Source organism: Streptacidiphilus jeojiense (genome assembly GCF_000719095.1).
GTDB classification, from domain to species: Bacteria; Actinomycetota; Actinomycetes; order Streptomycetales; family Streptomycetaceae; genus Streptacidiphilus; species Streptacidiphilus jeojiensis.
In genome coordinates, this window is record NZ_JOEH01000011.1 from 191,077 (window position 1) to 214,882 (window position 23,806).

At 68.3% G+C, this 23,806-nt stretch carries 27 protein-coding genes and 3 pseudogenes; 14 read left to right on the forward strand and 16 right to left on the reverse strand.

All coding sequences use genetic code 11. The features are described from left to right. Window positions 1–16 precede the first annotated feature (16 nt). Complete coding sequence (locus IF29_RS48515; RefSeq protein WP_332262546.1) at window positions 17–388, reverse strand: MFS transporter; 372 nt, start codon at window positions 386–388, stop codon at window positions 17–19. Window positions 389–432: 44 nt separating this feature from the next. On the opposite strand from IF29_RS48515, the gene IF29_RS0117050 reads away from it, so the two are divergent. Continuing rightward, complete coding sequence (locus IF29_RS0117050) at window positions 433–768, forward strand: winged helix-turn-helix transcriptional regulator (RefSeq protein ID WP_198037475.1); 336 nt, start codon at window positions 433–435, stop codon at window positions 766–768. Window positions 769–845: 77 nt separating this feature from the next. Here IF29_RS0117050 and IF29_RS44980 read toward each other — a convergent pair. The 5 genes and pseudogenes from IF29_RS44980 to IF29_RS0117075 all read right to left on the reverse strand — a co-directional run. Beyond that, window positions 846–1,058: pseudogene (locus IF29_RS44980) on the reverse strand (SDR family NAD(P)-dependent oxidoreductase); the annotation flags it as partial. A 768-nt stretch (window positions 1,059–1,826) separates the two neighbouring features. Then, window positions 1,827–1,988 (reverse strand): hypothetical protein, encoded by a 162-nt coding sequence (locus IF29_RS46060; RefSeq protein ID WP_157623788.1) that lies wholly within the window; start codon window positions 1,986–1,988, stop codon window positions 1,827–1,829. 35 nt (window positions 1,989–2,023) lie between these two features. Beyond that, a complete protein-coding gene (locus tag IF29_RS0117065) occupies window positions 2,024–2,935 on the reverse strand; it encodes an ABC transporter ATP-binding protein (protein ID WP_030255315.1) in 912 nt (303 codons plus the stop codon). After that, a complete protein-coding gene (locus IF29_RS0117070; RefSeq protein WP_030255317.1) occupies window positions 2,932–3,744 on the reverse strand; it encodes a hypothetical protein in 813 nt (270 codons plus the stop codon). The genes IF29_RS0117065 and IF29_RS0117070 overlap by 4 nt, the downstream gene beginning before the upstream one ends. After that, window positions 3,741–4,439: a hypothetical protein gene (locus IF29_RS0117075; protein WP_157623789.1), complete on the reverse strand. Its 699-nt coding sequence runs from the start codon at window positions 4,437–4,439 to the stop codon at window positions 3,741–3,743. Before IF29_RS0117075 ends, IF29_RS0117070 begins: the two co-directional genes overlap by 4 nt. A gap of 190 nt (window positions 4,440–4,629) precedes the next feature. Here IF29_RS0117075 and IF29_RS0117080 point away from each other — a divergent pair, with 190 nt between their 5' ends. Then, window positions 4,630–5,772: a sensor histidine kinase gene (locus IF29_RS0117080; RefSeq protein ID WP_063757520.1), complete on the forward strand. Its 1,143-nt coding sequence runs from the start codon at window positions 4,630–4,632 to the stop codon at window positions 5,770–5,772. 32 nt (window positions 5,773–5,804) lie between these two features. Then, entirely contained in the window at window positions 5,805–6,434 is a 630-nt protein-coding gene (locus IF29_RS0117085; protein ID WP_232242185.1) for a response regulator, read from the forward strand. 279 nt (window positions 6,435–6,713) lie between these two features. Here IF29_RS0117085 and IF29_RS0117090 read toward each other — a convergent pair whose 3' ends face one another. From IF29_RS0117090 to IF29_RS0117105, 5 genes are all read right to left on the reverse strand, one after another. Further along, window positions 6,714–6,977: a hypothetical protein gene (locus IF29_RS0117090; RefSeq protein WP_030255328.1), complete on the reverse strand. Its 264-nt coding sequence runs from the start codon at window positions 6,975–6,977 to the stop codon at window positions 6,714–6,716. Between the two features lie 262 nt (window positions 6,978–7,239). Next, window positions 7,240–8,508 (reverse strand): serine hydrolase domain-containing protein, encoded by a 1,269-nt coding sequence (locus IF29_RS0117095; RefSeq protein ID WP_051725420.1) that lies wholly within the window; start codon window positions 8,506–8,508, stop codon window positions 7,240–7,242. A gap of 774 nt (window positions 8,509–9,282) precedes the next feature. After that, entirely contained in the window at window positions 9,283–9,735 is a 453-nt protein-coding gene (locus IF29_RS0117100; RefSeq protein WP_030255333.1) for a hypothetical protein, read from the reverse strand. A gap of 58 nt (window positions 9,736–9,793) precedes the next feature. After that, entirely contained in the window at window positions 9,794–10,219 is a 426-nt protein-coding gene (locus IF29_RS46065; protein WP_157623790.1) for an ATP-grasp domain-containing protein, read from the reverse strand. 2 nt (window positions 10,220–10,221) lie between these two features. Then, the gene (locus tag IF29_RS0117105; protein WP_030255336.1) at window positions 10,222–10,581 is read right to left on the reverse strand and encodes a hypothetical protein; all 360 of its coding nucleotides are present in this window, start codon (window positions 10,579–10,581) and stop codon (window positions 10,222–10,224) included. 113 nt (window positions 10,582–10,694) lie between these two features. Here IF29_RS0117105 and IF29_RS0117110 point away from each other — a divergent pair, with 113 nt between their 5' ends. From IF29_RS0117110 to IF29_RS47665, 4 genes and pseudogenes are all read left to right on the forward strand, one after another. Next, a complete protein-coding gene (locus IF29_RS0117110) occupies window positions 10,695–11,174 on the forward strand; it encodes a macro domain-containing protein (protein ID WP_030255339.1) in 480 nt (159 codons plus the stop codon). Between the two features lie 249 nt (window positions 11,175–11,423). Further along, window positions 11,424–11,861 (forward strand): hypothetical protein, encoded by a 438-nt coding sequence (locus IF29_RS0117115; protein WP_030255341.1) that lies wholly within the window; start codon window positions 11,424–11,426, stop codon window positions 11,859–11,861. Between the two features lie 105 nt (window positions 11,862–11,966). Beyond that, a pseudogene (locus IF29_RS0117120) lies at window positions 11,967–12,290 on the forward strand (transposase); the annotation flags it as partial. A gap of 19 nt (window positions 12,291–12,309) precedes the next feature. After that, window positions 12,310–13,107, forward strand: a complete 798-nt coding sequence (locus IF29_RS47665) for a transposase (protein ID WP_157623791.1) — start codon at window positions 12,310–12,312, stop codon at window positions 13,105–13,107. Window positions 13,108–13,281: 174 nt separating this feature from the next. Here IF29_RS47665 and IF29_RS0117130 read toward each other — a convergent pair whose 3' ends face one another. Beyond that, on the reverse strand, window positions 13,282–14,073 hold the full coding sequence (locus IF29_RS0117130; RefSeq protein WP_030255350.1) for a hypothetical protein: 792 nt from the start codon (window positions 14,071–14,073) through the stop codon (window positions 13,282–13,284). 89 nt (window positions 14,074–14,162) lie between these two features. Continuing rightward, a complete protein-coding gene (locus tag IF29_RS0117135) occupies window positions 14,163–14,414 on the reverse strand; it encodes a hypothetical protein (RefSeq protein ID WP_030255353.1) in 252 nt (83 codons plus the stop codon). 126 nt (window positions 14,415–14,540) lie between these two features. On the opposite strand from IF29_RS0117135, the gene IF29_RS44995 reads away from it, so the two are divergent. From IF29_RS44995 to IF29_RS0117145, 3 genes and pseudogenes are all read left to right on the forward strand, one after another. Beyond that, on the forward strand, window positions 14,541–15,938 hold the full coding sequence (locus IF29_RS44995; RefSeq protein ID WP_157623793.1) for an AAC(3) family N-acetyltransferase: 1,398 nt from the start codon (window positions 14,541–14,543) through the stop codon (window positions 15,936–15,938). Window positions 15,939–16,224: 286 nt separating this feature from the next. Next, window positions 16,225–17,032 (forward strand): annotated as a pseudogene (locus IF29_RS45000) (IS5 family transposase). Window positions 17,033–17,119: 87 nt separating this feature from the next. Further along, a complete protein-coding gene (locus IF29_RS0117145; RefSeq protein WP_051725422.1) occupies window positions 17,120–17,845 on the forward strand; it encodes a TetR/AcrR family transcriptional regulator in 726 nt (241 codons plus the stop codon). Window positions 17,846–17,991: 146 nt separating this feature from the next. Here IF29_RS0117145 and IF29_RS0117150 read toward each other — a convergent pair whose 3' ends face one another. Together IF29_RS0117150 and IF29_RS0117155 are read right to left on the reverse strand one after the other, a co-directional pair. Further along, the gene (locus IF29_RS0117150; protein WP_030255362.1) at window positions 17,992–18,534 is read right to left on the reverse strand and encodes an MOSC domain-containing protein; all 543 of its coding nucleotides are present in this window, start codon (window positions 18,532–18,534) and stop codon (window positions 17,992–17,994) included. A 447-nt stretch (window positions 18,535–18,981) separates the two neighbouring features. After that, window positions 18,982–19,614, reverse strand: coding sequence for an NAD(P)-dependent oxidoreductase (locus tag IF29_RS0117155; protein WP_030255365.1), 633 nt, complete (start codon window positions 19,612–19,614; stop codon window positions 18,982–18,984). A 162-nt stretch (window positions 19,615–19,776) separates the two neighbouring features. Between IF29_RS0117155 and IF29_RS0117160 the strand changes: the two genes are divergently transcribed. The 4 genes from IF29_RS0117160 (at window position 19,777) to IF29_RS0117175 (ending at window position 23,011) form a co-directional block, all read left to right on the forward strand. Further along, window positions 19,777–20,370, forward strand: a complete 594-nt coding sequence (locus tag IF29_RS0117160; RefSeq protein ID WP_051725423.1) for a TetR/AcrR family transcriptional regulator — start codon at window positions 19,777–19,779, stop codon at window positions 20,368–20,370. 122 nt (window positions 20,371–20,492) lie between these two features. Further along, a complete protein-coding gene (locus IF29_RS0117165; RefSeq protein WP_157623794.1) occupies window positions 20,493–21,668 on the forward strand; it encodes an AraC family transcriptional regulator in 1,176 nt (391 codons plus the stop codon). A 132-nt stretch (window positions 21,669–21,800) separates the two neighbouring features. Beyond that, window positions 21,801–22,583, forward strand: coding sequence for an alpha/beta fold hydrolase (locus tag IF29_RS0117170; protein WP_030255373.1), 783 nt, complete (start codon window positions 21,801–21,803; stop codon window positions 22,581–22,583). Between the two features lie 50 nt (window positions 22,584–22,633). Then, window positions 22,634–23,011, forward strand: a complete 378-nt coding sequence (locus tag IF29_RS0117175; protein ID WP_030255376.1) for a YybH family protein — start codon at window positions 22,634–22,636, stop codon at window positions 23,009–23,011. A gap of 46 nt (window positions 23,012–23,057) precedes the next feature. Here the strand turns inward: IF29_RS0117175 and IF29_RS0117180 are convergent, their stop codons facing one another. After that, window positions 23,058–23,783, reverse strand: coding sequence for an FAD binding domain-containing protein (locus tag IF29_RS0117180; RefSeq protein WP_030255378.1), 726 nt, complete (start codon window positions 23,781–23,783; stop codon window positions 23,058–23,060). Window positions 23,784–23,806: the final 23 nt, after the last annotated feature.

A 23,806-nucleotide genomic window follows, 5' to 3' on the forward strand; every position in this document is an offset into this window, starting at 1 on the left:
CCGAGACTGGTGGGGATCAGCGCGGCCGCCCGACTGCTTGCAGGCACCGCAGGCCCACGATCAGCCACAGGTCACTCGACAGTGCGCAGCCCAGGCTGCCGAGTGTGAACAGGGCGAGCCCGGCTAGGAAGGCCTGTTTGTTCCCGTATCGGTCGCCCAGCCGCCCGGCGGGGACCAGCAGGGCGGAGAACACGATGGCGTAGGCGTTGAGCACCCAGCTCAGGTCTGCCAGGGATGTGTCGTGGACGTCGGTTCCGATCGAGCGCAGTCCGACGTTGACGATGAACACATCCAGGGTGCTCATGAACGCGGCGGTGCAGAGGATTACCAGCAGGATGCTCGGATGGACATGTCGCTGTGTTCTCGTGTCGGTCACAGCATTCCTCACTTGGTTCGCTTTTTAGACCTACTCGGGTGCGTTACGCTAACACGGTGAGTCCGAAAAACGAACTGTCATCTGGGGCCGGCCCTCGGGTGTGCCCGATCGCCGACGCACTGGACGTCGTTGGCGACCGCTGGTCGCTGCTGATCCTGCGCGAACTGGGATTCGGCGTGCATCGGTTCAACGACATCCGCGCCAACACCGGCGCCCCCCGCGAAACGCTGACCACCCGGCTCCGCGAGCTTGAGGAAGCCGGCGTCATCGTCCGGCGCCGCTACAGCGAACGCCCGCCGCGCGACGAATACGTCCTCACCGACTCCGGGCAGGCGATCACCCCCGTATTGCGCGCACTACGCCGGTGGGGCGAGAGCTATGCGGCCCAGTGAGCGGGCCAAGACCGCAGCCTCCCGCACGATCGCCCACTCCCGCCGGTCCGCGCCCTCACTGCGGGCCAGCACGGTCCTGCGCCCCAGCCGGCGGCGAAGATCCCCGAGCCGCGGACCACCCCGTCGGGGTTGACCCCGTTGACCCGGATGCCGTGCTCGCCCGGTTCGGCGGCCAGCAGCCGGACCTGATGAGCCTGGTCGGCCTTGGTGGCGGAGTAGGCGATGTTGTTGGGGCCGGCGAAGACCGCGTTCTTGGACGCGATGTAGACGATGTCCCCGCCCAGGCCCTGGGTGAAGGGCGAGGCGTCGATCTGCAGGTCGTCCCACCACCAGTCGGCGCACCCGACCAGGTGTCGGTCGGCCGCCGGTCCCCGTTCGGCATCCCAGCAGGCCAGCCACGGCGTGACGGACGACGTCGCAGTGACGCAGCTCTCGAAGACCTCGCGAGCCGGGGTCGGCGGAGAATCCTGCCGCAGGGTCCACACCCACCACGCCTCCAGGAAACCGAGCACAGCCCGGACCTGCTGGTCAGGCCACTGGGACCAGCCAGCGTCAGCCAGTCTCCGGGCAACCAGATCCGGCGACGTGGTGCCCTGCGCAAGCAGCACCGTGAGCTGCGGCAGTACCCGCCGGATCACCGCCGGCTGGTCGCTCCAGTGGTCGGGGACCTCCTCCGCGACCATCAGGACCAAGTCCGCTGGCAGAGCGGCATCCGCGGTCTGCAACAACGCAACTTCATCCGCGCCATAGCAGCGACCGCAGCCGACCTCATCCGGATGGGCTGTCATGCCGGCGAAGACCTCAGCAACACGAGCGATCGCGAGCCCCATGGACTGATCATCCGAGATGGGCACGGCAACTCCAGGCATCTACTCCCGCGAGCCACGCTCACCGAAGACAGTGACGCTACCAGTCCACACCCTCGCGAATGAACAGGGCGAAGGTTGCTTGATGCGGCACTAGGAGGGCCACCATCCCCCCACGGGGCGGCGGGCCGGGGCATCTCCAGGTGCGCACTCTCCCCCGTCATCGTGATTCTCTCGCGCTCCTTCGGGTGTTCAGCGACGGTCGCGGCGCTCGCGCCTCTGGCGGATGACGTAGATGGGAACGCCGATGACCGCGCCGATGATGACGGCCCACAGCGCGAAAAAGGTGACGCCGGGGTGGAAACCGGTGGTGGTGGAGGCGGCCAGGACGAAGTCGAGCGTCTGGTTGGTCATCTGCTGGTCCTTGGGGGTGTTGGCGGGGCTGGGGGTCAGACGGCGCGCAGGTGCTGCGCCGGGTTCGGCGCGGTGGCGTGCATCAGGGCGATGTAGCCGTCCTCGACGGTGGCGCTCATGCTCTCCGCGTCCGGGGCCGGGGCGTCGGAACTGATGACCCGATACGTGGTGCCGGAGATGCCAGGGATGACGTTGACAGTGGGCAGGTCGGGCGGCACGGCGGTGGCCGGCTGGGTCAGGTGCCACACCAGGCCCGAGGCGCGGGACGCGAGATCGCCGATGGAGCCCTGAAAGGCGAGGCGCCCGCGGTCGATCACCACGACGTTCGGGCAGGTCTGCACAATGTCGTCGACGATGTGGGTGGAGAGCAGCACCGTCCGGTCGCCGGCCAGCCTGGCGAGCAGGCTGCGGAACCGCAGCCGCTCCTCGGGGTCCAGTCCCACGGTGGGCTCGTCGACGATCAGCAGACGAGGGTCGTTCAGGATGGCCTGGGCGATGCCCACGCGGCGCTTCATGCCGCCCGAGTAACCCTTCACCTTCCGGTTGGCGACATCGCTGAGCGAGACCAGTTCGAGGACCTCATTGACACGCGCGCGGCGGGCGCGCCGGTCGGTGATGCCCTTGAGTAGCGCCATGTAGTCAAGAAACTGGCTACCGGTCAGATCCGGGTACAAGCCGAGCTCCTGAGGAAGGTAGCCGGTGGTGGCCTTGACCTCCCGGCGTTGGCTGCGCGAGGTCAGGTCGGTGCCGTCCACCGCGACGGTGCCCGAGCACGGCAGCAGCACCCCGGTCAGGACGCGCATGAAGGTGGTCTTGCCGGCTCCGTTGGGGCCGAGCAGACCGACCATGCCCGTGGGCAAGCGCAGGCTGATGCCGTCGAGGGCTCGGACCTCGCCGCGCCGGAAGGTGACGGTCAGATCGGTGATGGCCACATTGGGCGCGGTCATGACGGGCTCCTCCTAGTGAGCACGAGTTGAGTAATCACCAGGGCGGCGAGCCCCAGGAGCAGCGGGAAGGCGATGCTGAGGACGGCCTCACCGGTGGTCGGGGTGATTTTCCGGTGTTCGGCGTCGAGCATGACGCCGTGGAACCAGGCACCGGACGGGTACTCGCCGATGGCCTCGAACGGCGTGCCGGCGGGGGTGGGGATTCCTGTGCGCGGGGGAACCATGTTTCCCCAGATCCAGTAGCCGAACAGACCCAGCCGGTACAGCCCGGGCCCGGTCAGGTACGGGATGGTGACCGAGCAGGCCGCGACGAAGACCAGCCCGGGCAGGATGATGGCGGCGAATGCCGCCAGGCCAACCGGGATCACCCCGGCCCCGCGCTGGGCGGTCAGGTAGCCGAGCAGGCCCACCCAGGCGACGACGACCGGCGTGATGGTCGCCGCGCCGGCGCCGATGACCTTGCCCCACAGGCGCGGGCCGATGCCGGTGGGCGTCGAGTCCAGCAGGTCGCTCAGCCCGAGCCGGGACTCCCGCCAGACGCGATCGGCGAGGACGGCGCCCACGCCGATCGGGCCCAGCATGATGAAGTTGAACGCCCAGTCCGCGACCAGCTTGCCGTCGTCCGTGGTCGTGGTGAAACCGGGCGGGAAAGGCGCTGCGCAGCGCAGCCCGATCAGCGCGAGCACGACCACCCAGACCGCCGGGCGGCGCACCTGCATCAGGTACTCGTAGCGGGCGGCCGCGACGGTCTTCGCCCATCCGCCGCCAGCTGCCGTCGGCAGGGCGGTTCGCTCAAGGACAGTGGTCATGCGGCATCGCTCCCCACGAATCGTTCGGGACGTCCCAGCAGCAGGCCGACCGCGATCACGGCGGCGATGGCGACGGCGGGCAGGGCGATCCGGTTGACGGTCCAGTCGTGCGCCGAGACCTTGGCGCCGACGCCCATGAACATGTACTGCGCCCGCAGCACCGTGTTGCCCAAGATGGCGGTCCGCATCAGGTCCTGGGCCAGCCAGATGCCCCCGATCAGGCCGCTTGCGGCGGCCGGGCTGCGCAGGCCTGTCGCGATGAGCATCGCCAGTGCGACCAGCCAGAGCATCGGCGGGGCCCACACCAGGACGTAGCCGTCCGTGCCCTGCCCCTCGGGCCAGGCGTTCAAAGCGCGGAACACGATGGCGTCCACCATCGTGACCAACGCCGCTGGGACCACCACCAGGCCGACCCGCAGAAGCAGCACGCGGCGGTAGACCGTGCTGGTCATGACCAGCTCGGCGCCGGCGTCACGCCCCACAATCGAGGAGGCAGCGACGGCGGTGCCAAGCGGCGCGAAGCCCGCCAACACCGCGCCGGCGGCGAGATCGAGGTGTTCCGCGTCGGCCCCGGTGGCGTGCATGGCGATCACCAGGACCGCGCCACCCAGCGTTGCCGCCAGCGCTGTCAACGGCGGGGCAAGGCCGATGACCCGAAGTTCCAATCGGAGGCGGGCCCAGATGGACCGGTTCACGTCCACCTGCTGGCTCGTGCGGGCCCCGCGTCGCCGCAACGTGTGTCGAGGAATGGGTGCATGCCGTCAAGCCTGCTCATGCCGGGCGTCGCTCGTACCGGCCAAAAGTACTGATCGGGTGGATCGGAGCGGTCCCTTTGGCCGGTACTCCGGCTGTGACCGGTTCCGTAGTGTGAGCGCCGTGAGTGTGATGGAACGGCTGGCCGTGTTGGGCACACTGGCCGCCAGGCGAACCAACGTCCTGCTCGGACTCGCCTTCGCGGCGCTGTTGGCAGGGACGGCCTACAACCGTGCCGACGCCGGGCGCCGGGACTGGGTGCTCGACTGCGGCGTCAGTGCGGTGGTGTGCGTCGCGGCGCTGCTCCGAGGGCGCGACCGGCTGGGCGCAGCGGCCGTCGGCCTTGCTGCCGCGGCTGCCGCCGTCATCGCCTCCAGCAGGGGGTACCTGACCGGTCAGCCCGGCGTTGCCGCGTCCTTGGCGCTGGCCGTTCTCGCCGGCTCCGCGGTGCGGGTGCTGCCGCCCCGGCGAGCCGTGGTGGTCGCCGCCGCCGGACTCGCGGTCACGACACTCGGCCGGCTCGCGATCACCACAACTGCCGTCGGCTCGTTCCATGTGGGCGTTCAGAGCTGGCTGGCCGGCCTCGGAACGGGACTCGTCCTGCGCTACCTGGAGCATCACCGCCTAGCCATCATCGAGGCGGTGCGGCGCGATGAGCGCCTGGCTCTGGCCCGGGAGTTGCACGATGTCGTCGCCCACCACATCTCCGGCATCGTGATGCACACCCATGCCGCCCAGATCATGCTCCGCAAGCAGCCCGACCACCTCAGTACCGCCCTGGCGGACATCGAACGCTCGGGCACCGACGCCATGGACGCGATGCGAAGGGTGGTCGCCCTGCTCCGCGACGCGGAGGACGGCGCCGCCGTCACCGCCGGACCAGAGCAACTCATCGACCTAGTCCACCGCTTTGAAGAGAACGGACCGGCCGTCGACCTCCGGCTGGCCACCAGGGCGACGAGCTGGCCGCCCGTGGTCACCACCACCGTGTACCGGGTCGTCCAGGAATCCCTGACCAACATCGTCCGACACGCCCGCGGCGCCCGCACTGTCACCGTCACAATCGACCAGGACCATACGGACATCACAGTCGAGGTCGCAGACGACGCTCCGTCACACCCGCCGAGCCGCCTGTCCCCGCGCAGCGGCTACGGCCTGGTCGGCATGCGCGAACGCATTGAGGTACTGGGCGGTACGCTCGACGCCGGTCCGCGGCCCGGGACCGGCTGGTCAGTACGGGCCTGTCTGCCCCTGCCAACCGGAGACCGTCGATGAGCATCAGCGTCCTGGTCGCCGACGACCAGGCCATGATCCGTACCAGCCTGCGCCTCATCCTGGAGGACGAGCCCGACATCACTGTCGTCGCGGAAGCACGCGACGGTGCCCAGGCTGTCGCCCTTGCCCGCCAACTGCGACCAGACGTCTGCCTCATCGACATCCGCATGCCCCGCCTCGACGGCATCGACGTCACCCGCGCACTCGCCGGCCCGGGCATCGCCGACCCACTGCGGGTCGTCATCGTCACCACCTTCGGACTCGACGAATACGTCTACGGCGCTCTCCAGTCCGGAGCCCTCGGATTCGTCCTCAAAGACGGCGACCCCACCTTGTTCACCGCCGCTGTGCGGGCCGCCAGCGTCGGGGATGCCCTGATCTCGCCGTCGATCACCCGGCGCCTGCTCCGCAACCTCGCCCCCGTCAAAACCCCTTCTACCCTTCAGCCCAGCACCCCGCTCACCGACCGGGAAACCGACGTCATCCGCGCTGTCGCTCGGGGCAGCACCAACCAGGAGATCGCCGCAGCTCTCTTCATCTCCGTCAGCACCGTGAAGGGCCACCTCACCGCGATCCAGAACAAGCTCGGAGCCCGCAACCGCAGCGAGATCACCGCCTGGGCCTGGGAATCCCACCTCATGCCGGGCAGCAAAGGCCAATAGCGCCGCGGCTGATAGCACCCGCGGCCGTGGCCCCGACGACCTGCCGCTCGGCCCCCGCATAAGCGGACGGACCACCCTCACGCGACGTCCCGGCCGCGACCACCGTCGCAGCCTTCTTCGGCGTGATCTCCGCGAGCATTTCGGCGACTGTCTCCCGCATGAGCCGCCGACGCTCAAGTCCATGCCGGGGCCAGCGCCAGCTTCGCGGACAGCTCGGCGACCGCGGCTTCCAGTTCCTCCACCCGAACTCGCTGACAGGCCCGCCCGTTCCGGTTTGGGCTACAGCAGTTGCGCGAGCCATGACCAGGCCAGTACGGCGAATCCAAGCCACCCGGCGATCATGAACCAGATCCCGACGGCCCACGTGCCTACTTTCGCCTTCGGCCGGCGCTCGAAGTACTCGCTCCGTGGTAGGCCCCCGAAGAACAGCACGCGGGCGAGTCGTACGTCGAATGTGATCGAAGTGCCGATGGTGGCGACCGCGAGGGTCAAGAGCGTGCCGATGGCGATCGTGGCCAGCGTGGGGGGAGTGCTGTGGTTCACCGTGGCACTCTATGTCGATCCGAACTGTGGGGAGGGTACTGCCGGGCCTGTGACCTGAGCCCCACTGGTACGTACTGTCTCATAGATGCATAATCGAACACATGATCGAACTATCGCGCCGGTCGACCCCGAAGGACTGGCCGACCAGCCTGCCCCCGCCCCAGAGCGCCGACCTGCCCCGCGCCACCCTGAAATGGCTCCGAGACGAGATGCCCCACGAACAGTGGCGCCAGCTTTGGCTGACGCACGAGCCCCTGGTGGGTCAGGGGGCCGGGAGGGTAGGGGGCGCCGGCTTGTCGAGCATGGCGCAGACCGCGGCGTCCACCAGGGCCTGGTTGGCCGCAGCGGTCCTGGGGAGGGCCAGACCGAAGATGGTGGAGGTGTAGACGGAGGCGGTACGGCGGCCGGTGGCGTCGGTGTAGTCCACGCTGGAGTAGCCGGGCACCTGGCCGTCGTGGCCCCAGACGGTGCCGCACGGGGTGACGACCTGCTCGATGCCCAGCCCGTAGCGGTTCGGGTTGCCGGGCTCCTCCGCGACCGTGGTGAGCATCTCCTTCAGCTGGGCGGGCGGCAGCAGCCTGCCGGACAGCAGCGCGCTGTCGAACCGGGCCCAGTCGTCGGCGCTGGAGACGATGCCTCCGGCAGCCCACTCGGTGCTGGGGTTGATCCAGGTGGTGTCGACATGGCCGCCGGCCCGCTCGGGGCCGGCGAACGCGGTTCCGGCCGGAGTGCCGGGAGGGAGCAGCGGGGCCAGGTGCGCGGCGTCGGGTTCGTAGCCGTGGGCGAGGTGCGAACTTCCGGGCTGCCAGGACCCGGTGGTCAGGTAGGTGTCCTTCAGGTGCAGCGGTCGGGCGATCCGTTCTTGGACCAGGTCGGCCAGGCTGCGCCCTGATGCCTTCTCGACCAGCATCCCCAGGAGGATGTAGTTGGTGTTGCTGTAGGAGTAGCGGGTACCGGGGGCGAAGAGCGGGTCGTGCCGAACCGCGGCGGCCACCAGTTGCCGGGGCGTCCAGGTCCTCGTGTCCTGGCCGGTGAACGCCTTCAGGACGTCGGGGTCGTTGACGTAGTTGAACAGGCCGCTGGTGTGGTCGAGCAGCATCCGTACCGTGATCGCCTGCCCGCCCGGGACCAGGCCGGGCAGCCACCGTGCGACCGGGTCGGTCAGCCGGACACGGTGCTCGGCGACCAGTTGCAGGACCACGGTGGCGACCATGGTCTTGGTGTTGGAGCCCATCCGGAACCGGTCGGCGGCGGTGAGCGTGTGGTCGTCCCTGGACCAGGGGGATTGCCGGGCGATCCGCACCACCTGGCCGCTGCCGTCGTCGACGCGCACGATCACCCCGGGGGCGCCTGCGTTCACGTCCGCCAGTGCCAGCCGGGCGAGTTGGGCCGCAGTGGACTCGCCGGTCCTGCTCGCTGCACTGGCGGCAGGTGCCGCACCGGTCGTGGCCGCAGTGGCCAGGACGGCGGCCAGCGCCAGTGCCGACGCCGTTCGAAGGAGGTGGCGCGACGTCAGGGTGTGCTTGCTCATGGGGTGTTCTCCTGAGTGCAGGCTCGGTGCCCGGACGTCCGGACCGGAGCATGCCGGGCTCAGCGCGTCGGGCTCTTGGCGAACAGTGATCAGTCTGGTCGCGCGCACCTCGCCCAGCGATGGGGCCAACCCCCGCCCCGAACCTGCAGTTCGCCCTACGCCCAAGGCGACTGGCACCGCAAGCCCGAGAGCTTCACACCGCTTCCCCACCCCGTGGGCCGGGATGGCGGCGCACATTGCAGGGGGCCGTGGGGGCCCGCTCCTCCCCTCGTCTGCTGAGCGCCTGGAGACAAAGGCTCGTCAAGGTGATCAGCAGCCTGACTTCTGTGTCCGGGTCCAGGCTGATCGTGACCCACGGCGATCCGGCCAGGATCCGCAGCCCGGGCGAGCGCACCAGTTCCTCGTGGACTCGCGCGATGACCGGGGTCGTCTCTTCATGCACGCCCTGACCCGAAACCACCCGACCGGGGACCACCACTCGAACCAACGCCCGCCAAGATCGATAGAGCAGCAGCTACTCACGCCCGGATTGCGGATCACGGGGTCCGGTCGTTGTGCTGCCCTGCTCGACATCTGCACCACGATGCCGGCGGGCGTCCTCAAACGATTCCTTGGCATCAGCCCCGCCGCTGCCGACCGATGGGCAGCCGGAGCCGTCAGAACGGCCTACGCGGCTGAGGTGGCGCGTCGGTCATGAGCCCGTCCCAAACGTCGGCCATTCGTGACTGAGCGGCGTAGTTGGCCAGCCTGACCAACCGGTTGCTCGGCCGTAGGTCAGTGGAACCAGACGACGAGGCGCACGTTCTCGGCCCCGTGGTTTTCGCTGAGGATACGCATGACCTTCCAGACTCGGCCCCAGTCGGTGTCGATCCCCGCAGCCGAGGCGCGGGTTCGTGCGCCCGAGGCGTCGGTTTCCTGCCAGTCCGTAGTCTCCAGCTCCGCCCAGGTCAGCCAGGTAGTCCCGTGCACATCGTGGGGGCCGCCGTAGCCTGCGAACGCACCTTGCAGCCCCGTCGAGGCGTCCTCCGGGAAGCCGCGATCTTGTGCGAGGGGGTGGAAGCCGAAGGAGTTCCGGATTCCGAAAAGGCAGGCCAGCCCGACGTAGGCGTTGCCTCTGTTGAGGAGGAAGAGATCGATGCCGACCTCCCATACGGAGTCCTCGTCGTCAGGGCCCCACGGGCGAGCCCCCGGCCGGCACTCGATCACTCCACTGATATCTGTCGACATGCAGAGATCCTCCCTGCGCAGGCCAGGAGCCAGCACCTCCATTTTCCGGACGCGAGCGTTACCGGTGGAGCCTCCGGCTCGGCCAGGGGCCGATCCGCTCCCCCTCACGAGGAAGGCGACTGCCGTCGGCATAGACAGCAGCCGGGAACTGCTTGTCGCTGCGCTTCGCAAACCGTGGGCGATGGTCGCTCCATGCCTCCGACAGCGTGTTCAACTCGATGCGACGACCGGTGAATTCCTCGGGCGGGCCGACGAGCCAGTCATCGGATCCTGGCTGACCGGATCGCCAGCCACCTGGACCTGGCGTTACTGGAGCCCGCAGCGGGCCGCCGTACCAGTGCACAATTCGGCCCATGAGCGCCTCAGGGGGCACCGGACTGTCCAGCGTCATGACCTCCACGCCACGCCGCGCGGCGGCTTCGGCGAGCAGCACCGTTGTGCTGGTCAGCTGCGCCGACGTCAGGAGGACCGGTGCCGCGTCCACGTTCACACCTGCGGCCGGAATTCGTGGACGACCTCAATGGAACCGATGATGTGTCGGTTGAACTCCTCCAGTTCCTCGGCCGGGACCCACAGTTCCAGGATCGTCTCGCCACCCGCCTGGCGAACGGGGTAGCGCGCGAGGAACTCGGCGTCGACCTCGAACCGGGTGACATAGCCGACCCCGGAGGCGGACACGTTCCAGTCCCGCGCGATGCGGATCGCGTAGTCCTCGTTGAGTACTGGGTAGAAGATGGGCTGCTCGGGCAGGCGCGGCGGCCAGGCCCGCCAACCCGCCGCCTCGACCAGCGCGAGCTCCTCCGGACCGGACGGACGCCACAGCGTTGTCGTCTCTGCCTGGGTCATCGTTGCACTCCTTCGTTCCGCTGATCGACTGCCCACCGTAACGACCGTCCCGTGCGGAGGACGAAGGGATATCGGCGGCCCCGTTGTCAGTGCCGACCGCTACAGTGCGCAGCATGGCAAGGGGGATCGAGTACGTGCGGGGCGATGCGACCACACCGCTGGGCAAGGGTCCGAAGGTGATCGCGCATATCTGCAACGACCTGGGCGGCTGGGGCAAGGGCTTCGTCCTGGCCGTCTCCCGACGCTGGCCCGAGCCCGAGACGGCGTACCGACGCTGGCACCGCGAGCGGGCGGGCAACGACTTCGGCCTTGGAGCTGTGCAGCTGGTGCAGGTCGGCCCGCTACTCTGGGTCGCGAACATGGTCGGCCAACACGGAATACGCACCGGCAGCAAGGGCGTCCCCGTGCGCTACGAGGCCATCGACACCGCCCTGGGCACCCTCGCCGAACACGCCGCCGAGCTCGACGCGTCCGTCCACATGCCCCGCATCGGCTGCGGCCTGGCCGGCGGCCGCTGGCAGCGGACCGAACCGCTGATCCTCGCACGGCTGACGGGACGCAGCATCGCCGTGACCGTGTACGACCACGGCTGACCTACTACCAGGCATCGGTCTCATGAAAGGCGTCCGTCCAGGAAAATGGCGTCGGCCCGAGGCCGGAAGGCACCCCGGGACGCCATTGCATCGGGCCTGGCCAGCGAGGTAAATGAAGATCAGTACCGGGGATTTTTCGGGGACCTTCTCGTCTGTCCGGGGGACTCTCCGGGGACTTTTCGCCGCCTAATACTCCGGCCGTAGATCCCGATCATGGATGTGAGGGTCGCCCGTCGGTAGCCTGCGCGTGTGGCTGAAACCTGGGACGAAGCGCAGTTGATCACGGACGGCTTCGGGCGTGTGATCGCCGAGCTGGAGTGGTACGACGGACCGCGCGTCGGCCTCGTTGACATCGACGGAGAGCCCCACTACTTCGACGGCTACGGCCAGTACCTCGGCGACGAGGCCGACGAATACCGCGTCTGGCCCGCGAGCCCGGCCGCGGCGGAGTTGGAACGCGAGCAGTGGGCAATCTACGTCGACTGGAACGAGCGCCAGGGGGCTGGGGCTGCCTATCTGGGTCAGAGCGGGATCGACGCGCGCTACGACGAGTTGGACGCGCTGCTGGCGCAGTACCGTCAGGCGCCGGACGATGCGCGTCGGCTCGTGGGTGAGCTCCGGTATACCGGCGCCGGCCACCAGGTGGAAGGGACCGGCTTCTGGTTCAGGTGGCGTCCGAGCAGCTGAGGCCGCCGTTGATCATTAGATGTTGTGTGGACAACCAATGATCACGCGGCGACCTCGGCCGCCAGCGTAGTGCCTGCCTAATGGCAGGAGGCATTCGAGGCTCTGATGAGCCGGATTGCAGTCCGGTTCGCCCGAGTTGAACCCCGTCCCCGAGTAGGGCGGTTGGTCTCCGGGCTCCTGTCGGACTTGCCACGGAAGAACTGCTGGACCCTCGCCGAGCACGCTGGTGACGCCACCCCGGACGGCATGCAGCACCTGCTCCACCGCGCGAAATGGGACGCTGACGCGGTCCGTGACGACATACGCACCTACGTCATCGAGCACCTGCACGACGAGGACGCGGTGCTTGTGGTCGACGAGACGGGGGATCTGAAGAAGGGCACGGCGACCGTCGGCGTCCAGCGTCAGTACACCGGCACGGCCGGCCGAACGAGAACGCCCAGGTCGCGTGGCGAGCACCGCCGGGGCGGGCAAGGCAGAGGGGTCCGCCCACCGTTATGCGGATCGCACCAGTGAGCGCCACCGAGCCGTCCACGACCTGCTCGACCGCGGGCACAGCCGGCGCGCGATCGCCCAGGAGCTCGGCCTGGCCCGCGGCACTGTGCGGAAGTTCGCCAGCGCCGTCACCCCCGACGAACTCGGTACCGGCAAGTGGCACAACCTCCCCAGCATCCTGGACCCCTACAAGCCCTACCTGCATCAGCGCTGGCAGGAGGGCTGCACCAACGCCCGGACACTGTTCGAGGAGATCAGATCCGCCGGATTCCCGGGCCAGTGCACGATCGTCCGCGAGTACCTGCGACCACTGAGGTCCGGGCTCGATCCCGCCGGCCGCACGTCCAAGCCGCCCTCGGTGCGGGACGTGACCGGATGGATGACCAGACATCCCGACAGCCTGACCTCCGAGGAGACCCTCAAGATCAAGGGCATCCTCGCTCGGTGCCCCCAGCTCGACACCGCCGCCGACCAGGTTCGCTCCTTCGCCGAGATGATGCGCGACCGCGCCGGCCATCACCTGCCCCAGTGGCTCACCGAAGCCGATGCCACCGGCCTGCCGGAGCTGCGGTCGTTTGTGGTGGGGGTCAGGTCTGATCTGTCGGCGGTGACGGCGGGGTTGACGTTGACGTTGCCGTTCAGTTCCGGGGCGGTAGAGGGTCAGGTGAACCGGATCAAGATGCTGAAGCGGCAGATGTTCGGCCGCGCGGGCGTGGACCTCCTGCGCAAGCGCATCCTCTTGGCCCGCTGACCCGCGTCCCGGACACCCCGCGACGGTGACCCTCCGTCAGCCCTGCACCAAAAGTGATCCGGAACCACGATTCACCCGTCGCCGACAGTGACGGAGATCACGGGCGGGGTGGCCTACGAAGGCGCTGACAGAGCAGTGCCCAATGAGTCGGACCGATCGCCGCAAGTTGGCGAGTCAAGGGAGAGTCAAGCTTGCCCGGGACGCCTGGTACGCAGGATCGACACCGAGTTGGCGGTGAAACTCCTGCGCGAAGGAGTCGGCAGCTTTCCAAGCCCAGCGACAGCCCGCGTAGCCGAAGAACTGGTCCGGGTAGAACGAGTTGCCGGCCGAGGTGAACGGGTGCGGCCGGAAGCTCGTGCCGCCAAGGGATTCATGCAGCCCCTTCTCGAAGCTCCTCAAGTCCCTACCGACCTCGTGGGCGCCCTCCTTGAAGTGGATGAGCTTGTTTCGTGCCTCCACCAGGCGCTTGACCGGTTGATAGGGCGCGTGCCCGGTGTTCATCGGCTCTTTTCCGAGGAGGTTCAGGGTGAACTGGTACTTCTCAAGCAGCCCGGTGGCGCCCTTGAGTAGATCCCATAGGGCGGCCAGCCTGCGTCGGTCCTCGCTGGCCAGGAGTCCGCCGACGTAGGGGAAGCCGGCTCCGTAGAAGTTTGGGCGGCCTTCTTGCTCCGTTGCCCTGATCGCGGACAGGAACACCTCGTTGATGTTCGCTTCCAGGAACATGACCGATGCCACGACGGAGGAACTGGCGAAGGCCCAGTGTTCGTCTGCTGCTGTCTCTGCCTCGGAAGTGCCATCCGTCAGACCGGCTCGTGCTTGCTCTCGCTCTTCGCAGCGGCGCGCCATCAGGACTGCGGACCTGGCGTTGCTGATCGAATTCCATCGAACCAAGGTCACTGTCATCTCGTCAGAGATGTGGATCTCAGAGCCAGTCGTAGCTTCGGTTGGGGTCTCCTCCGAGCCCATAAGTCACTCCTTCGAGCCTAGGTCTGCCGAAAGGCCCATCGTCCCATTGGCCGCGAGACTCCAATGCCGGGAACACCATCGGCACCGGCTTACCTGGTGACCTCGCGCTGATGCGAGGAGTCCTTCGCGTCCTTCGCGTCCTTCGCGTCCCTCGCGTCCCTCGCGTCCCTCGCGTCCCTCGCGTCCAGCTCCCGCCCCTTCCATGCGGCGTAAAGGCCAGCCAGCGGGGTGGCGAGGACCGCGACTGATTCTGCGGACACGTGCCCAACGCACACGAGCAGGAAGGTGGTAGCCAGGATCACCACGAGCGCGATCAGGTCGAGCAGGGTCGGACGGCTCACGATGGTTCTCCTTGGATCGACGGGCCCGTAGACAGGGCGACGTGTGCATCCTCTGAGAGACTGAATTCTTGAGCCAGCTGCAATAACGTTGTTGAACAGGTCAGCAAGAACTAGTCGGGGGTGCGAGTGGGTGAGCTGGAGAGCCCGCTGCCCGATCGCGGTCGTCCACCTGGCCGACCCCGCAAACCGCTCAACCAGTCCGGCTACCCCCCGGCCAAACTGGCTTGGCTGGAACATGTACGCCTCATTGTCGACTCCTCCTTCGGCAAGCGGGAGGTAGCAGCGAGTGCTCTCAAGATTGACCAGGGCGAACTGTCCCGGCGTTTGAACGGCAAGCTCGCCGACTTGGACTTCGTCCGGCTGCTGCATGAGGTGTGCACCCCCCGCTACGGCGCGGCCATGCCGCCCATCGAGAAATCGAACGAACTCTTCTTAGCGGCTGTCCGAGAAGCGGACCCGAGTAGGTTTGAGGGCTTCAAGTCGTTGTTGGAGGTTGCAGAGGAGAACAGATTTCTAGCTGATCGTGTAAACCAATTGGAGATGGATATTACTGTCGCCCGGGGGCTTCTGGCAGTTGAGAAGGAGTCTGCGGATCAGCTTGCTCGGCAACTGCAAAATGCACTCGATCGCGCCGAAGCGGGCGAAGCGGCATGGCGGACACTTTTGGCATCCGTGCTTGGAGCCCCTCGTCAGGAGTGGCCTTGGAAATCTCAGTCGGGGCAAGTAAATGCGAATGACCTGGAGCAGGAGCTCGTGCGTGACTTCCTGAGCCTCGGAATTCGCCCGGGCATAATTCTCTATGTTCATATGGGTTTGGTCCATATAGACCGTACTACGGCTCAGGTGATGACTTGGGCTCTTCGCCGCGTGCTTGGCCCAAAGGGGACTGTCGTCATTTCCACTGCCACACCAGAGAACTCGGCTCACGGTCCAGTCTACGAGACGCTCACTCGTAGTATGACTCGCGTACAGCTGGAAGAATTCCACGAATTCGTGCCAGCGTTCGATCGGGTGGCGAGCCCGTCCTCGCAACTCTTGACGTGGCTCTCTGAGGAGATCAGATGCACCCCAGGTGCGCTTCGCAGTGGCCATCCGCTGGCATCCGTAGCGGCAGTTGGCCCGCATGCAGCGGAGATTACGAGGTCTCACGCATTTGAGTCTACTTACGGGTTCGATTCTCCATTTGGCAATCTCTACCTAATGGATGCACAGGTGCTGATCCTTGGAGCGCCGCAGTGGGACTGTCCTATCTACTACACGGCCGATTATATGTTGGACCGCCCGCCCACAAAAAACGAGGTATGCAAAGTTCGCGACAGTCAGGGCCAAAGAATGTGGGTCAGCTTCGAAACCGTAGACCATGCCAGTATCCACACGCCTGAAGTAGTCCAATCCCTTGAGCAGGCCATTGGCTCGCTTCTTGAATCCAGTAGAGGGATGCTCGGACCATATACGGCGCACCTTCTGTCGGTCCGCGATGGAGTTGACACGGCTTACGGGCGCCTTGCCGCGGCCATTTCCTGAATTGGGATCACTAGCGACGCGCGCACGTAGACCGGGTGGTGTACCGCGTGTTGGATGGCCTGTCCTAGATTCCTCCGACGTGTGCCGCCGTTCAGATGCACGCTAGTGGGTGCCAGCGAGACTATCCAGAAGGGTCGTTCCTTCATCATCCTCGATACCAACCAGCTCCGCCAAGCGGCGTTTCCTCACGGGGCGCTGCTTGGGATGCTTCGAGCTCGTAACACGATCTTGCGGGGTGGTGCAGGTCAGCCGTATCCAGTACGACGATTGAGCCGTTCGTGATGGTGTGAGCGTCAAGCCGTGGGTCGTGGACGATGAGTTGTGGGCAGTAGTCGAGCCGGTGCTGCCACCGTGGCCGGGCGTTCTCCGGGCCCGCGGCCGATGTCGGACCGGTTGTGTCTGCAGGGGGTGCTGTTCGTGCTCTACACGGGGATCCCGTGGCAGCAGCTGCCCCTGGAGCTGGGCTTCGGCTCCGGGCAGACCTGCTGGCGGCGTCTGGAGCGCTGGCAGGAGGCGGGCGTCTTCGACCAGCTGCACCGGATACTGCTGTCGGAGCTGAACGCGGCCGGTGAACTGGACTGGAGCCGCGCGTGCGTGGACGCCTCCCACCTGCGCGCGAAAAAGGGGGTGCCGCGACGGGCCCGTCGCCTGTCGACCGCCGCAAGAGCGGCAGCAAGCACCACCTGATCTGCGACGGCAACGGCACACCGCTCAAGGTCATCACCACTGCGGCCAACGTCAACGACGTCACCCAGACCCTGGCCCTGGTCGACGCCATCCCGCCGGTCGCCGGCCGCGTCGGCCATCCCCGCAAGCGCCCCGAAGCCCTGCTCGGCGACAAGGCCTACGACAGCGAACCCAACCGCCGTGAACTGCGGAAACGCGGCATCTTGCCCGTCATCTCCCGACGCGGCCACCCCAACATCCACGGCCTGGGCAAACTCCGCTACGCCGTCGAGCAGACCTTCGCCCTGCTCCGCCAGTTCAAGCGACTCGCTGTCCGCTGGGAACGACGCCTCGACCTCCACACCGCCTTCATCTCGCTGGGCTGCACACTCATCTGCTGGCGACGCCTCAAGAAGGCCACCACGTGATCGTGTTACGAGCTCTAAGGGCTGTCCCGCTACTCCCGACGGGCCAGCGGCGGAGACATATCGGTGAGGCCTGAGACACTCTGTTCCGTGCTGATCAAGGGTTACGACTACGGGCCGCTGGTCGCGGGCGAGTGGCTGCTTGAGCGTGCCGGGTTCTGGTCCAATCATCTGCTGGCCATGTGTCGATTCACCGCGGGTGAGACCCGGCCAGCACCCGAGTGGTTCGGTGACGACGGCGCCGACACGGACGCCCTCTCCGAGGTTCTCCAGAACGACCAGGTCTGGCCGGCTTTTCGCCTCCCATTCCAAGGGGGCCACAGCGCCGTCGTCGCCGAGCTTGGACCTGACGTCCCGTTGGACGTCATCGCCCGGCGCGCCGGGGTGGGCAACGCCACGCTGTACCGCCACTTCCCCAGCCGCGAACCCCTGGTCGAAGCCGTCTACCGCGACGACGTCGCCCGCCTCACCGAGCAGGCCCTGGACCTAGCCGGGCAGTACACCCCCGCAGTGGCTCTGGAGCGCTGGGTGCGCGAGGCGCTGATCCCCGCCCAGCAGCAGCCCGGACTGACAGCGGCACTCAGCAGTGCATTGACGCGCGCCCCCGAGCTCTTCTCCGAGAGCAAGCAACGCTTCAACGATGCCGCCGACCAGCTGGTCACCGCCGCCCAGGCCGACGGTGCGGTGCGGGCGGACGTGTCCACCAACGACGTCCTGCGCATGGCCTCGGGCCTTGCCCTCGCCTCCGTCGGCGCTGCGGGCACCCTTGAGAGGATGCTGACCGTGATGTTCGACGGCCTGGCCAGCAGCGGCTGACCGCGCGATCACCCCCAGACCCAGTGCATCGACCGGCGTCCGCCAACGTGCGCAGCCGGATGCCCGGCCGATCCCGCACCGCGAACCCGCGTGCGGCCGGCACCTGTCGGGCTTCGCTGATCGCGTCACGGCCCGCCGGTCAGAGGTCAGACTCGGTCCAGGGGCCGATGCGGCCCCTCCGGGAGTTCCACAGTGATCGCGTCGCCAGGACGCACCACGCCGCCCACTTGGACGACGCTCATGATGCCGGCCTTGCGCACGATGGCCCCGGCCTCGTCACGGCCGATGACCTTCTTCAGCAGCCCGTCCTGGAAGTTGTCGATCTGCAGGCAGGGATTGCGCAGGCCGGTGACCTCCACGATCGCCTCGCCACCGAAGCGCAGCAAAGTCCCGACGGGCAGAGCAAGCAGGTCGATGCCACTGGTCGTGATGTTCTCGCCGAGATCGCCGGGCGTCACCTCGAATCCCTCTCCGCCGACTTCGGTGAAGAGTTCCTCATGAATGAGGTGGACCTGGCGCAGGTTCGGCTGGGTGGGGTCCCGCGCGACGCGCGAGCGGTGCTTGACGGTGACACCGGCGTGCACGTCCCCCTCCACACCGAGCCCGGCGAGCAAAGTGATGCTGGTCCGATTGGGCTTGGTGAACGAATACTCACCGTTGCTGCTGACGGCCGTTACTACTCCACCCATCCCGCGGACCCCCTGCTCGGTAGCTATTGCTCGCTCTCGACCTGCACGTCCCAGGTTAAACAGGTAGCTGACGGACTCTTGTACGAACTGGTCCCGGAGCGCACCGACCAGATCGGCGGCCCGCTGCCGGTACCGCGCCGTCCAGTCACCGCCGGAGAGCAAGTACAGGGTCGCCGCCGTGTCCAGCTCGTCGAGCGCCTGCATCTGCTCGCGCCACCAGCGGTCGAGCACCGAGGTCACCATCGGTATGTGCGCCCGCACAGACCTCGCGGGCTGGAACATCCAGCTCGGAAAGGCCCGTGATGTTGAAGGACTCGGACAGCGCCTCCCAGATCCGCCGCGGATCCTCGTCCTGGACATAGGCCGCCGGCCCGATCGCACCCGACTGCGCGACTCGCTTGGTCGGGCGGGTGCTGAGTCCGTCGGTGGGCACCCGCCCGACGGGGGTCAGTGGGTGAGGATGATGCGCTGGCGGGTCCACTTGTTCGTGGTGGCGGCAGCGAGGAGGGCGTCGGCGAGGTCGGCGCGGCTGAGCTTTCCGCCGTTGCGAGTGGTGCCGCTGTCCAGCGGGAGGGCCTTGTACGTGCCGGTGGCGGAGCCGTTGCCGAGCATGACGGGCAGGGCGATGGTCCAGGCGAGGTCGCTGCGGGCGATGGTGTCGTCGGCGGTGCCCTTGTCGGCCATGAGCTTGCTCATGAGCAGCTTGGAGGCGCTGGCCTGGATGCGGGACTGGCGCTGGCCGCTTGTGCCCGCGCCGAGGGCGGAGAGCCAGACCAGGCGCTGCACGCCCGCGGTGGCTGCCGCTTCGAGGACGGGGCCGGTGGACTGGGTGGCGAGGGTGGACTTGAAGTCCTTGCCGGGGCCCAGGGCCGAGATCAGGGCGTCGCTGCCGTGCAGCGCCTTCTCGACGTCCGTGCGGGAGGTGGCGTCGCCGACGACGACGGTGACCCGGTCGTCGTCGCGCTGGGGCAGTCGGGCTGGGTCGCGGACCAGGGCGGTGATGCGGTGGCCTGCGGCCAGGGCCTGCTGGACGACCTGCTGGCCGGTGGGGCCGGTGGCCCCGAGGACGGTGAGCTGCATGGTTCCGGTCTCTTCCTCTGCGTGCGTGCGCCTCACGGCGAGGCGGTGGGAGCGCGGGCAGCTATGGTGAGCGTGCGCCCACTTTTATGATGAGCGAGCGCTCAGGTTTTGGCAAACGGCATGATGGACCGAGGAACACCACCGGGACGGGAAGCAGGGACGATGCAGGACAGGCCGCTGCGCGCGGACGCGCTGCGCAACCGCAAGAAGATCCTCGACAGCGCCCGGGACCTGATCACCCAGTACGGAGCCGAGGTCCCCACCGACGCCATCGCCGAGGCCGCAGGGGTAGCCGCAGGCACGCTGTACCGGCACTTCCCGGACAAGGCAGCGCTGATCGACGCCGTGCTCAGCGGCGCGGTCGATGAACTGGCGCAGCTGACGGAGGACGCCTGGGTTCGTGTGGAACGCGGTGAGGCCGGGGCCATGGCCGAGTTCCGGGCACTGGCAGGCCGCTATGTCGAGCACGCCTCGCGCGACCGTGCGATCCGCGCCGCCGCCGACCGGATGGCGCAGGAGTACCGCTTCACCGGTGACCGTCTCCAGCGCGCCACCGACGCCGGACGCAACCTGGTCGCCCGTGCCCAGGCCGACGGGGACATGCACCCCGACATCACGATCGAGGACGTCTTCCTGCTGCTGCACACCGCCCCGGCCGACGCGCCGCCCGCCGCGCGCGAGCGCTGGCTGACCCTGATGCTGGCCGGCTTCGCCGCCGGCAACCGCCCCGGGGCACGCGTGGCCGACCCGGCCTGACCCGGCGCGTTGCCGGCGGCCCGCGGACCGGCCACCTGGTCCCGCAGACGGTCTCTGCTGGGCGCCGCGCGTCAGTCGTCGCACGTCAGTCGCCGCGCGCTGTCGGCGCTTCGTCGTAGTCCTTGGGCAACTCGCCCCGGGCCCGGGCACGTTCGAAGATCGGCGCCATCTCGCCCAGGCGGCAGGTCCAGAACGCGGTGCCGGGGGGAGGGCTCCTCGGCTGCGCCCGTCTCCAGTCCGGCGGCCAGGGCCGCGGTGCCGAGCGGGGCGATGATGAACTCGGCTATCTCGCGCAGGCCCGCGCGATCTTCGCCGCGGAAGGACTCACCGCAGTCGGAAGGGGCCCGACCCGCCGGACCGGTGTCTCCGAACAGGGCGCAGACAGCTGCGATCATGGGTGGATGGCTGGTTCTGGAAGCCCGGACGTTGTCGATGTCAGCTATGACAATCCGGATCAGCCCCGGCTGGGGCTGGAGGTCATGTCCTTCGCGACGCTGCGTGAGCGGCTGGTGCCGAGTGTCGCGGGGGCGCCCAGCCGTCCGGACTTCCACCAGCTGACCCTGGTCACCGGTGGCGAGGGCACCGCGTTGATCGACTTTGTGGGATACCCGTGCGGCCCGGGGACTCTGCTGCATGTGCGTCCTGGCCAGGTGCAGCGTTTCCCTGCCGGCCCGCAGGGGGGCATTGCGGATCTCGATGCGACTCTGGTGGTGTTCACGCCCGCCTTTCCGCCGCCGGTGCCTGCCGCTGCGGCCGTCATCGACGAGGGGCTCAGCCCGGCCGCGTTCTCCCTGTCCGCGCTGGAGTACGGCGCCGTGTCGGTGGCGGTGGCCGAGATATCGGCGGAATACGCCGCCCTGGACGAGCAGGACGCCTCGCAGGCCGAACTCACCGTTGAACTGCTGCGGCAGCTCCTTGCCGCGCTGCTGCTGCGCATCGCGCGGCTGCCGCAGCCCGGTGCCTGGAGTCCGGCGGCGGGGGGCGAGGTGTTCCGGGCCTTCCGCGGCGAGCTGGAACGCGCGTTCGCCACCCGGCGCAGTGCCGCCCAGTACGCCGCGCGCCTCGGTTACTCGCCGCGGACGCTCACCCGGGCGTGCCTGGCCGCGACGGGCCGTACCGCGAAGGATCTCATCGACGACCGTGTCGCCCTGGAGGCCAAGCGGCTGCTGGTCCACACCGGCCTCCCGGTCGCCTCCGTCGGACGCGTGCTGGGTTTCACCGAGCCCACCAACTTCGGGAAGTTCTTCGAGCGCACGGTGGGCGCCACTCCCGGGGCATTCCGCGCCACCGAGCGCTGAGCGCCCACCCGCCGGGACGAGTCCACTTTTGACCATGGCGGGTCCCCTGCGCACCTCGCCCGCACCGCATCGCATCGCGCATTGTTGAAGCACGAAGCCGTGGTGCTACCGGGAGCAAGGGAGAAAACAACCATGCCGTACGCGGATGTCAACGGTGCCCGCCTCTACTTCGAGGACAGCGGAGGTGCGGGCCCGGCCGTGGTCCTCAGCCACGGCAACCTCATGGACCGTGACATGTGGGTGCATCAGGTCCGGGCCCTGGAGCGGGACTTCCGGGTCATCGGGTGGGACGAGCGGCTGCACGGCCGGACCGAGGACGACGGCAAGTCCCACAGCTACTGGGACTCCGCTGCCGACCTGATCGGGCTGCTGGACCACCTGGGCCTGCAGCAGGCGGCGCTGGTGGGGCATTCGCAGGGTGGCTTCCTGTCGATGCGGGCCGCTCTGCTGGCGCCTGAGCGGGTCAAGGCTCTGGCGCTGATCGACACGACATCGGTCGCCTGGCCGGCGGAGGCGCTCGCGCAGATGCGCGGCGTGTCGGAGGGATTCCGCGCAGCGGGTCCGGAGGCAGTGGCCCCGGTGCTGCTGGGGATGCTGCTGGGACAGCCCGTGATCCACGATCAGTGGCTGACGAAGTGGAAGGCACAGCCGCGCGAGCGGCTCGCCGACGCGGTGCAGGTGCTGATGGGCGCGGACGACATCACCGACCGGCTCGGTGAGATCGCGGTGCCGGCGCTGGTCGTCCACGGCGACGCGGACCAGCCGATCCCCTACCCGTTGGGCCAGGCACTGGCCCAACAGCTCCCCGCTGCCCAGGAACTGGTCACCGTGACCGGGGCCGGACACACCCCGAACCTCACCCACCCCGACCGCGTCAACCCGGCACTGGCCGGCTTCCTCCGCCGGTCTGCCTGACGCTCCATCAGTCCCGTTCAGCTATCCGACATTTTCTGGAAGGAACGACCATGTCGACTCCCATCACCGACCCGGCGCAGCTCCCCCCGGCCTTCGAGAAGGCCATGAACTCCGGGGATCTCAATGCGGTTCTGAGCCTGCTCGCACCCGGTGCCGTCATGCGTACCGTCACCGGTGAGAGCGTCACCGGTCAGGCGCTGCGCGACTACACGGCAGGTTCGATCGCCGGCAACGCCCAGCTGTCCAACGGTCCCTCGCGTGTCGTCGCCGGCGACGACATCGCCTTCATCACCGAGGAGTGGACCATGGAGGTCACCACCCCCGACGGCAACCGGAAGAAGGCCACCGGCACCACCGCCAACGTCGCCCGGCGCGGCCAGGACGGAGGCTGGCGCATGGCCGTCCTCAACCCCCTCGGCACCGCCTGAGCATCCACCAGCGGCCGGACATGCGCCTGCGGCCGCCGCCGCTCGATCAGTTCGCGTTCGCACGCCTGAGGACGTCGGCGACCTCTTCCCGGACCGCGGCCAGGACCGGCTGCGGGAGGAGGTCGCCGATCGGCGTGCGGACGAGGGCGTCCGCGACCTGCTCCGCACCGCCGTCGCAGATCACGCTCTCGCTGTGCACCTGGTAGCCCGCACGGACGGCGATCCGCAGCCGCGGCGGGCCGGCCTCCGACGTGTGGACCGCGGTGGCGACGACGGCAGGCGGCGGACCGCCTGCCTCGCCGGCGAACTTGCGGTAGCCGCTGGCCGTGGGTTCGGTCCAGCGCAGCCCGAGCAGCATCGGGTGCTTCGCCACGAGCGTGCCGAGGTCGGTCTCGTAGGCGCCCTCGGGCGCCAGCACCATGGCACGGGCGTCCAGCACGAGAGCGGCCGGTAACAGGCAGCGCAGCGCGCTGCCGACCAGGTTTCCGCCCACCGTGGCCGTCCGCCGCACCGCACCCGTCCCGACCTGCTGGGCGGCGAGTCGCAGGACGTCCGGCACGCGCTCGTCGATGCGGTGCAGGACCACGGCTGCGCCGACCGTCTCGCGCCCGAGCACATTGGCCTGCGGAAGACTGCGCAGCGACACCGCCTGTGCAGGGAACCCGTCCCGCTGCCACTCGGCCCACACCAGCGTCGCCCCGCCGACGGGCACCGCGCCCTCGGCGACGCACTCCAGGGCTTCGGTCAACGTCGTGGGCAGACGCAGCAGCACGGAGGCACACCTGCTCTCATCGG

What these genes read in the sequence shown, in the direction of transcription:
- IF29_RS0117085 (WP_232242185.1), top strand. Translation starts at nt 5,805, where the DNA reads ATGATCCGTACCAGCCTGCGCCTCATCCTGGAGGACGAGCCCGACATC.
- IF29_RS0117170 (WP_030255373.1), top strand. Translation starts at nt 21,801, where the DNA reads ATGCCGTACGCGGATGTCAACGGTGCCCGCCTCTACTTCGAGGACAGC.
- IF29_RS0117155 (WP_030255365.1), bottom strand. Translation starts at nt 19,614, where the DNA reads ATGCAGCTCACCGTCCTCGGGGCCACCGGCCCCACCGGCCAGCAGGTC.
- IF29_RS0117175 (WP_030255376.1), top strand. Translation starts at nt 22,634, where the DNA reads ATGTCGACTCCCATCACCGACCCGGCGCAGCTCCCCCCGGCCTTCGAG.
- IF29_RS0117150 (WP_030255362.1), bottom strand. Translation starts at nt 18,534, where the DNA reads ATGGGTGGAGTAGTAACGGCCGTCAGCAGCAACGGTGAGTATTCGTTC.
- IF29_RS0117070 (WP_030255317.1), bottom strand. Translation starts at nt 3,744, where the DNA reads ATGACCACTGTCCTTGAGCGAACCGCCCTGCCGACGGCAGCTGGCGGC.
- IF29_RS0117130 (WP_030255350.1), bottom strand. Translation starts at nt 14,073, where the DNA reads ATGGGCTCGGAGGAGACCCCAACCGAAGCTACGACTGGCTCTGAGATC.
- IF29_RS0117160 (WP_051725423.1), top strand. Translation starts at nt 19,777, where the DNA reads ATGCAGGACAGGCCGCTGCGCGCGGACGCGCTGCGCAACCGCAAGAAG.
- IF29_RS0117105 (WP_030255336.1), bottom strand. Translation starts at nt 10,581, where the DNA reads ATGACCCAGGCAGAGACGACAACGCTGTGGCGTCCGTCCGGTCCGGAG.
- IF29_RS0117100 (WP_030255333.1), bottom strand. Translation starts at nt 9,735, where the DNA reads ATGTCGACAGATATCAGTGGAGTGATCGAGTGCCGGCCGGGGGCTCGC.
- IF29_RS0117110 (WP_030255339.1), top strand. Translation starts at nt 10,695, where the DNA reads ATGGCAAGGGGGATCGAGTACGTGCGGGGCGATGCGACCACACCGCTG.
- IF29_RS46060 (WP_157623788.1), bottom strand. Translation starts at nt 1,988, where the DNA reads ATGACCAACCAGACGCTCGACTTCGTCCTGGCCGCCTCCACCACCACC.
- IF29_RS0117065 (WP_030255315.1), bottom strand. Translation starts at nt 2,935, where the DNA reads ATGACCGCGCCCAATGTGGCCATCACCGATCTGACCGTCACCTTCCGG.
- IF29_RS0117095 (WP_051725420.1), bottom strand. Translation starts at nt 8,508, where the DNA reads ATGAGCAAGCACACCCTGACGTCGCGCCACCTCCTTCGAACGGCGTCG.
- IF29_RS0117080 (WP_063757520.1), top strand. Translation starts at nt 4,630, where the DNA reads ATGGAACGGCTGGCCGTGTTGGGCACACTGGCCGCCAGGCGAACCAAC.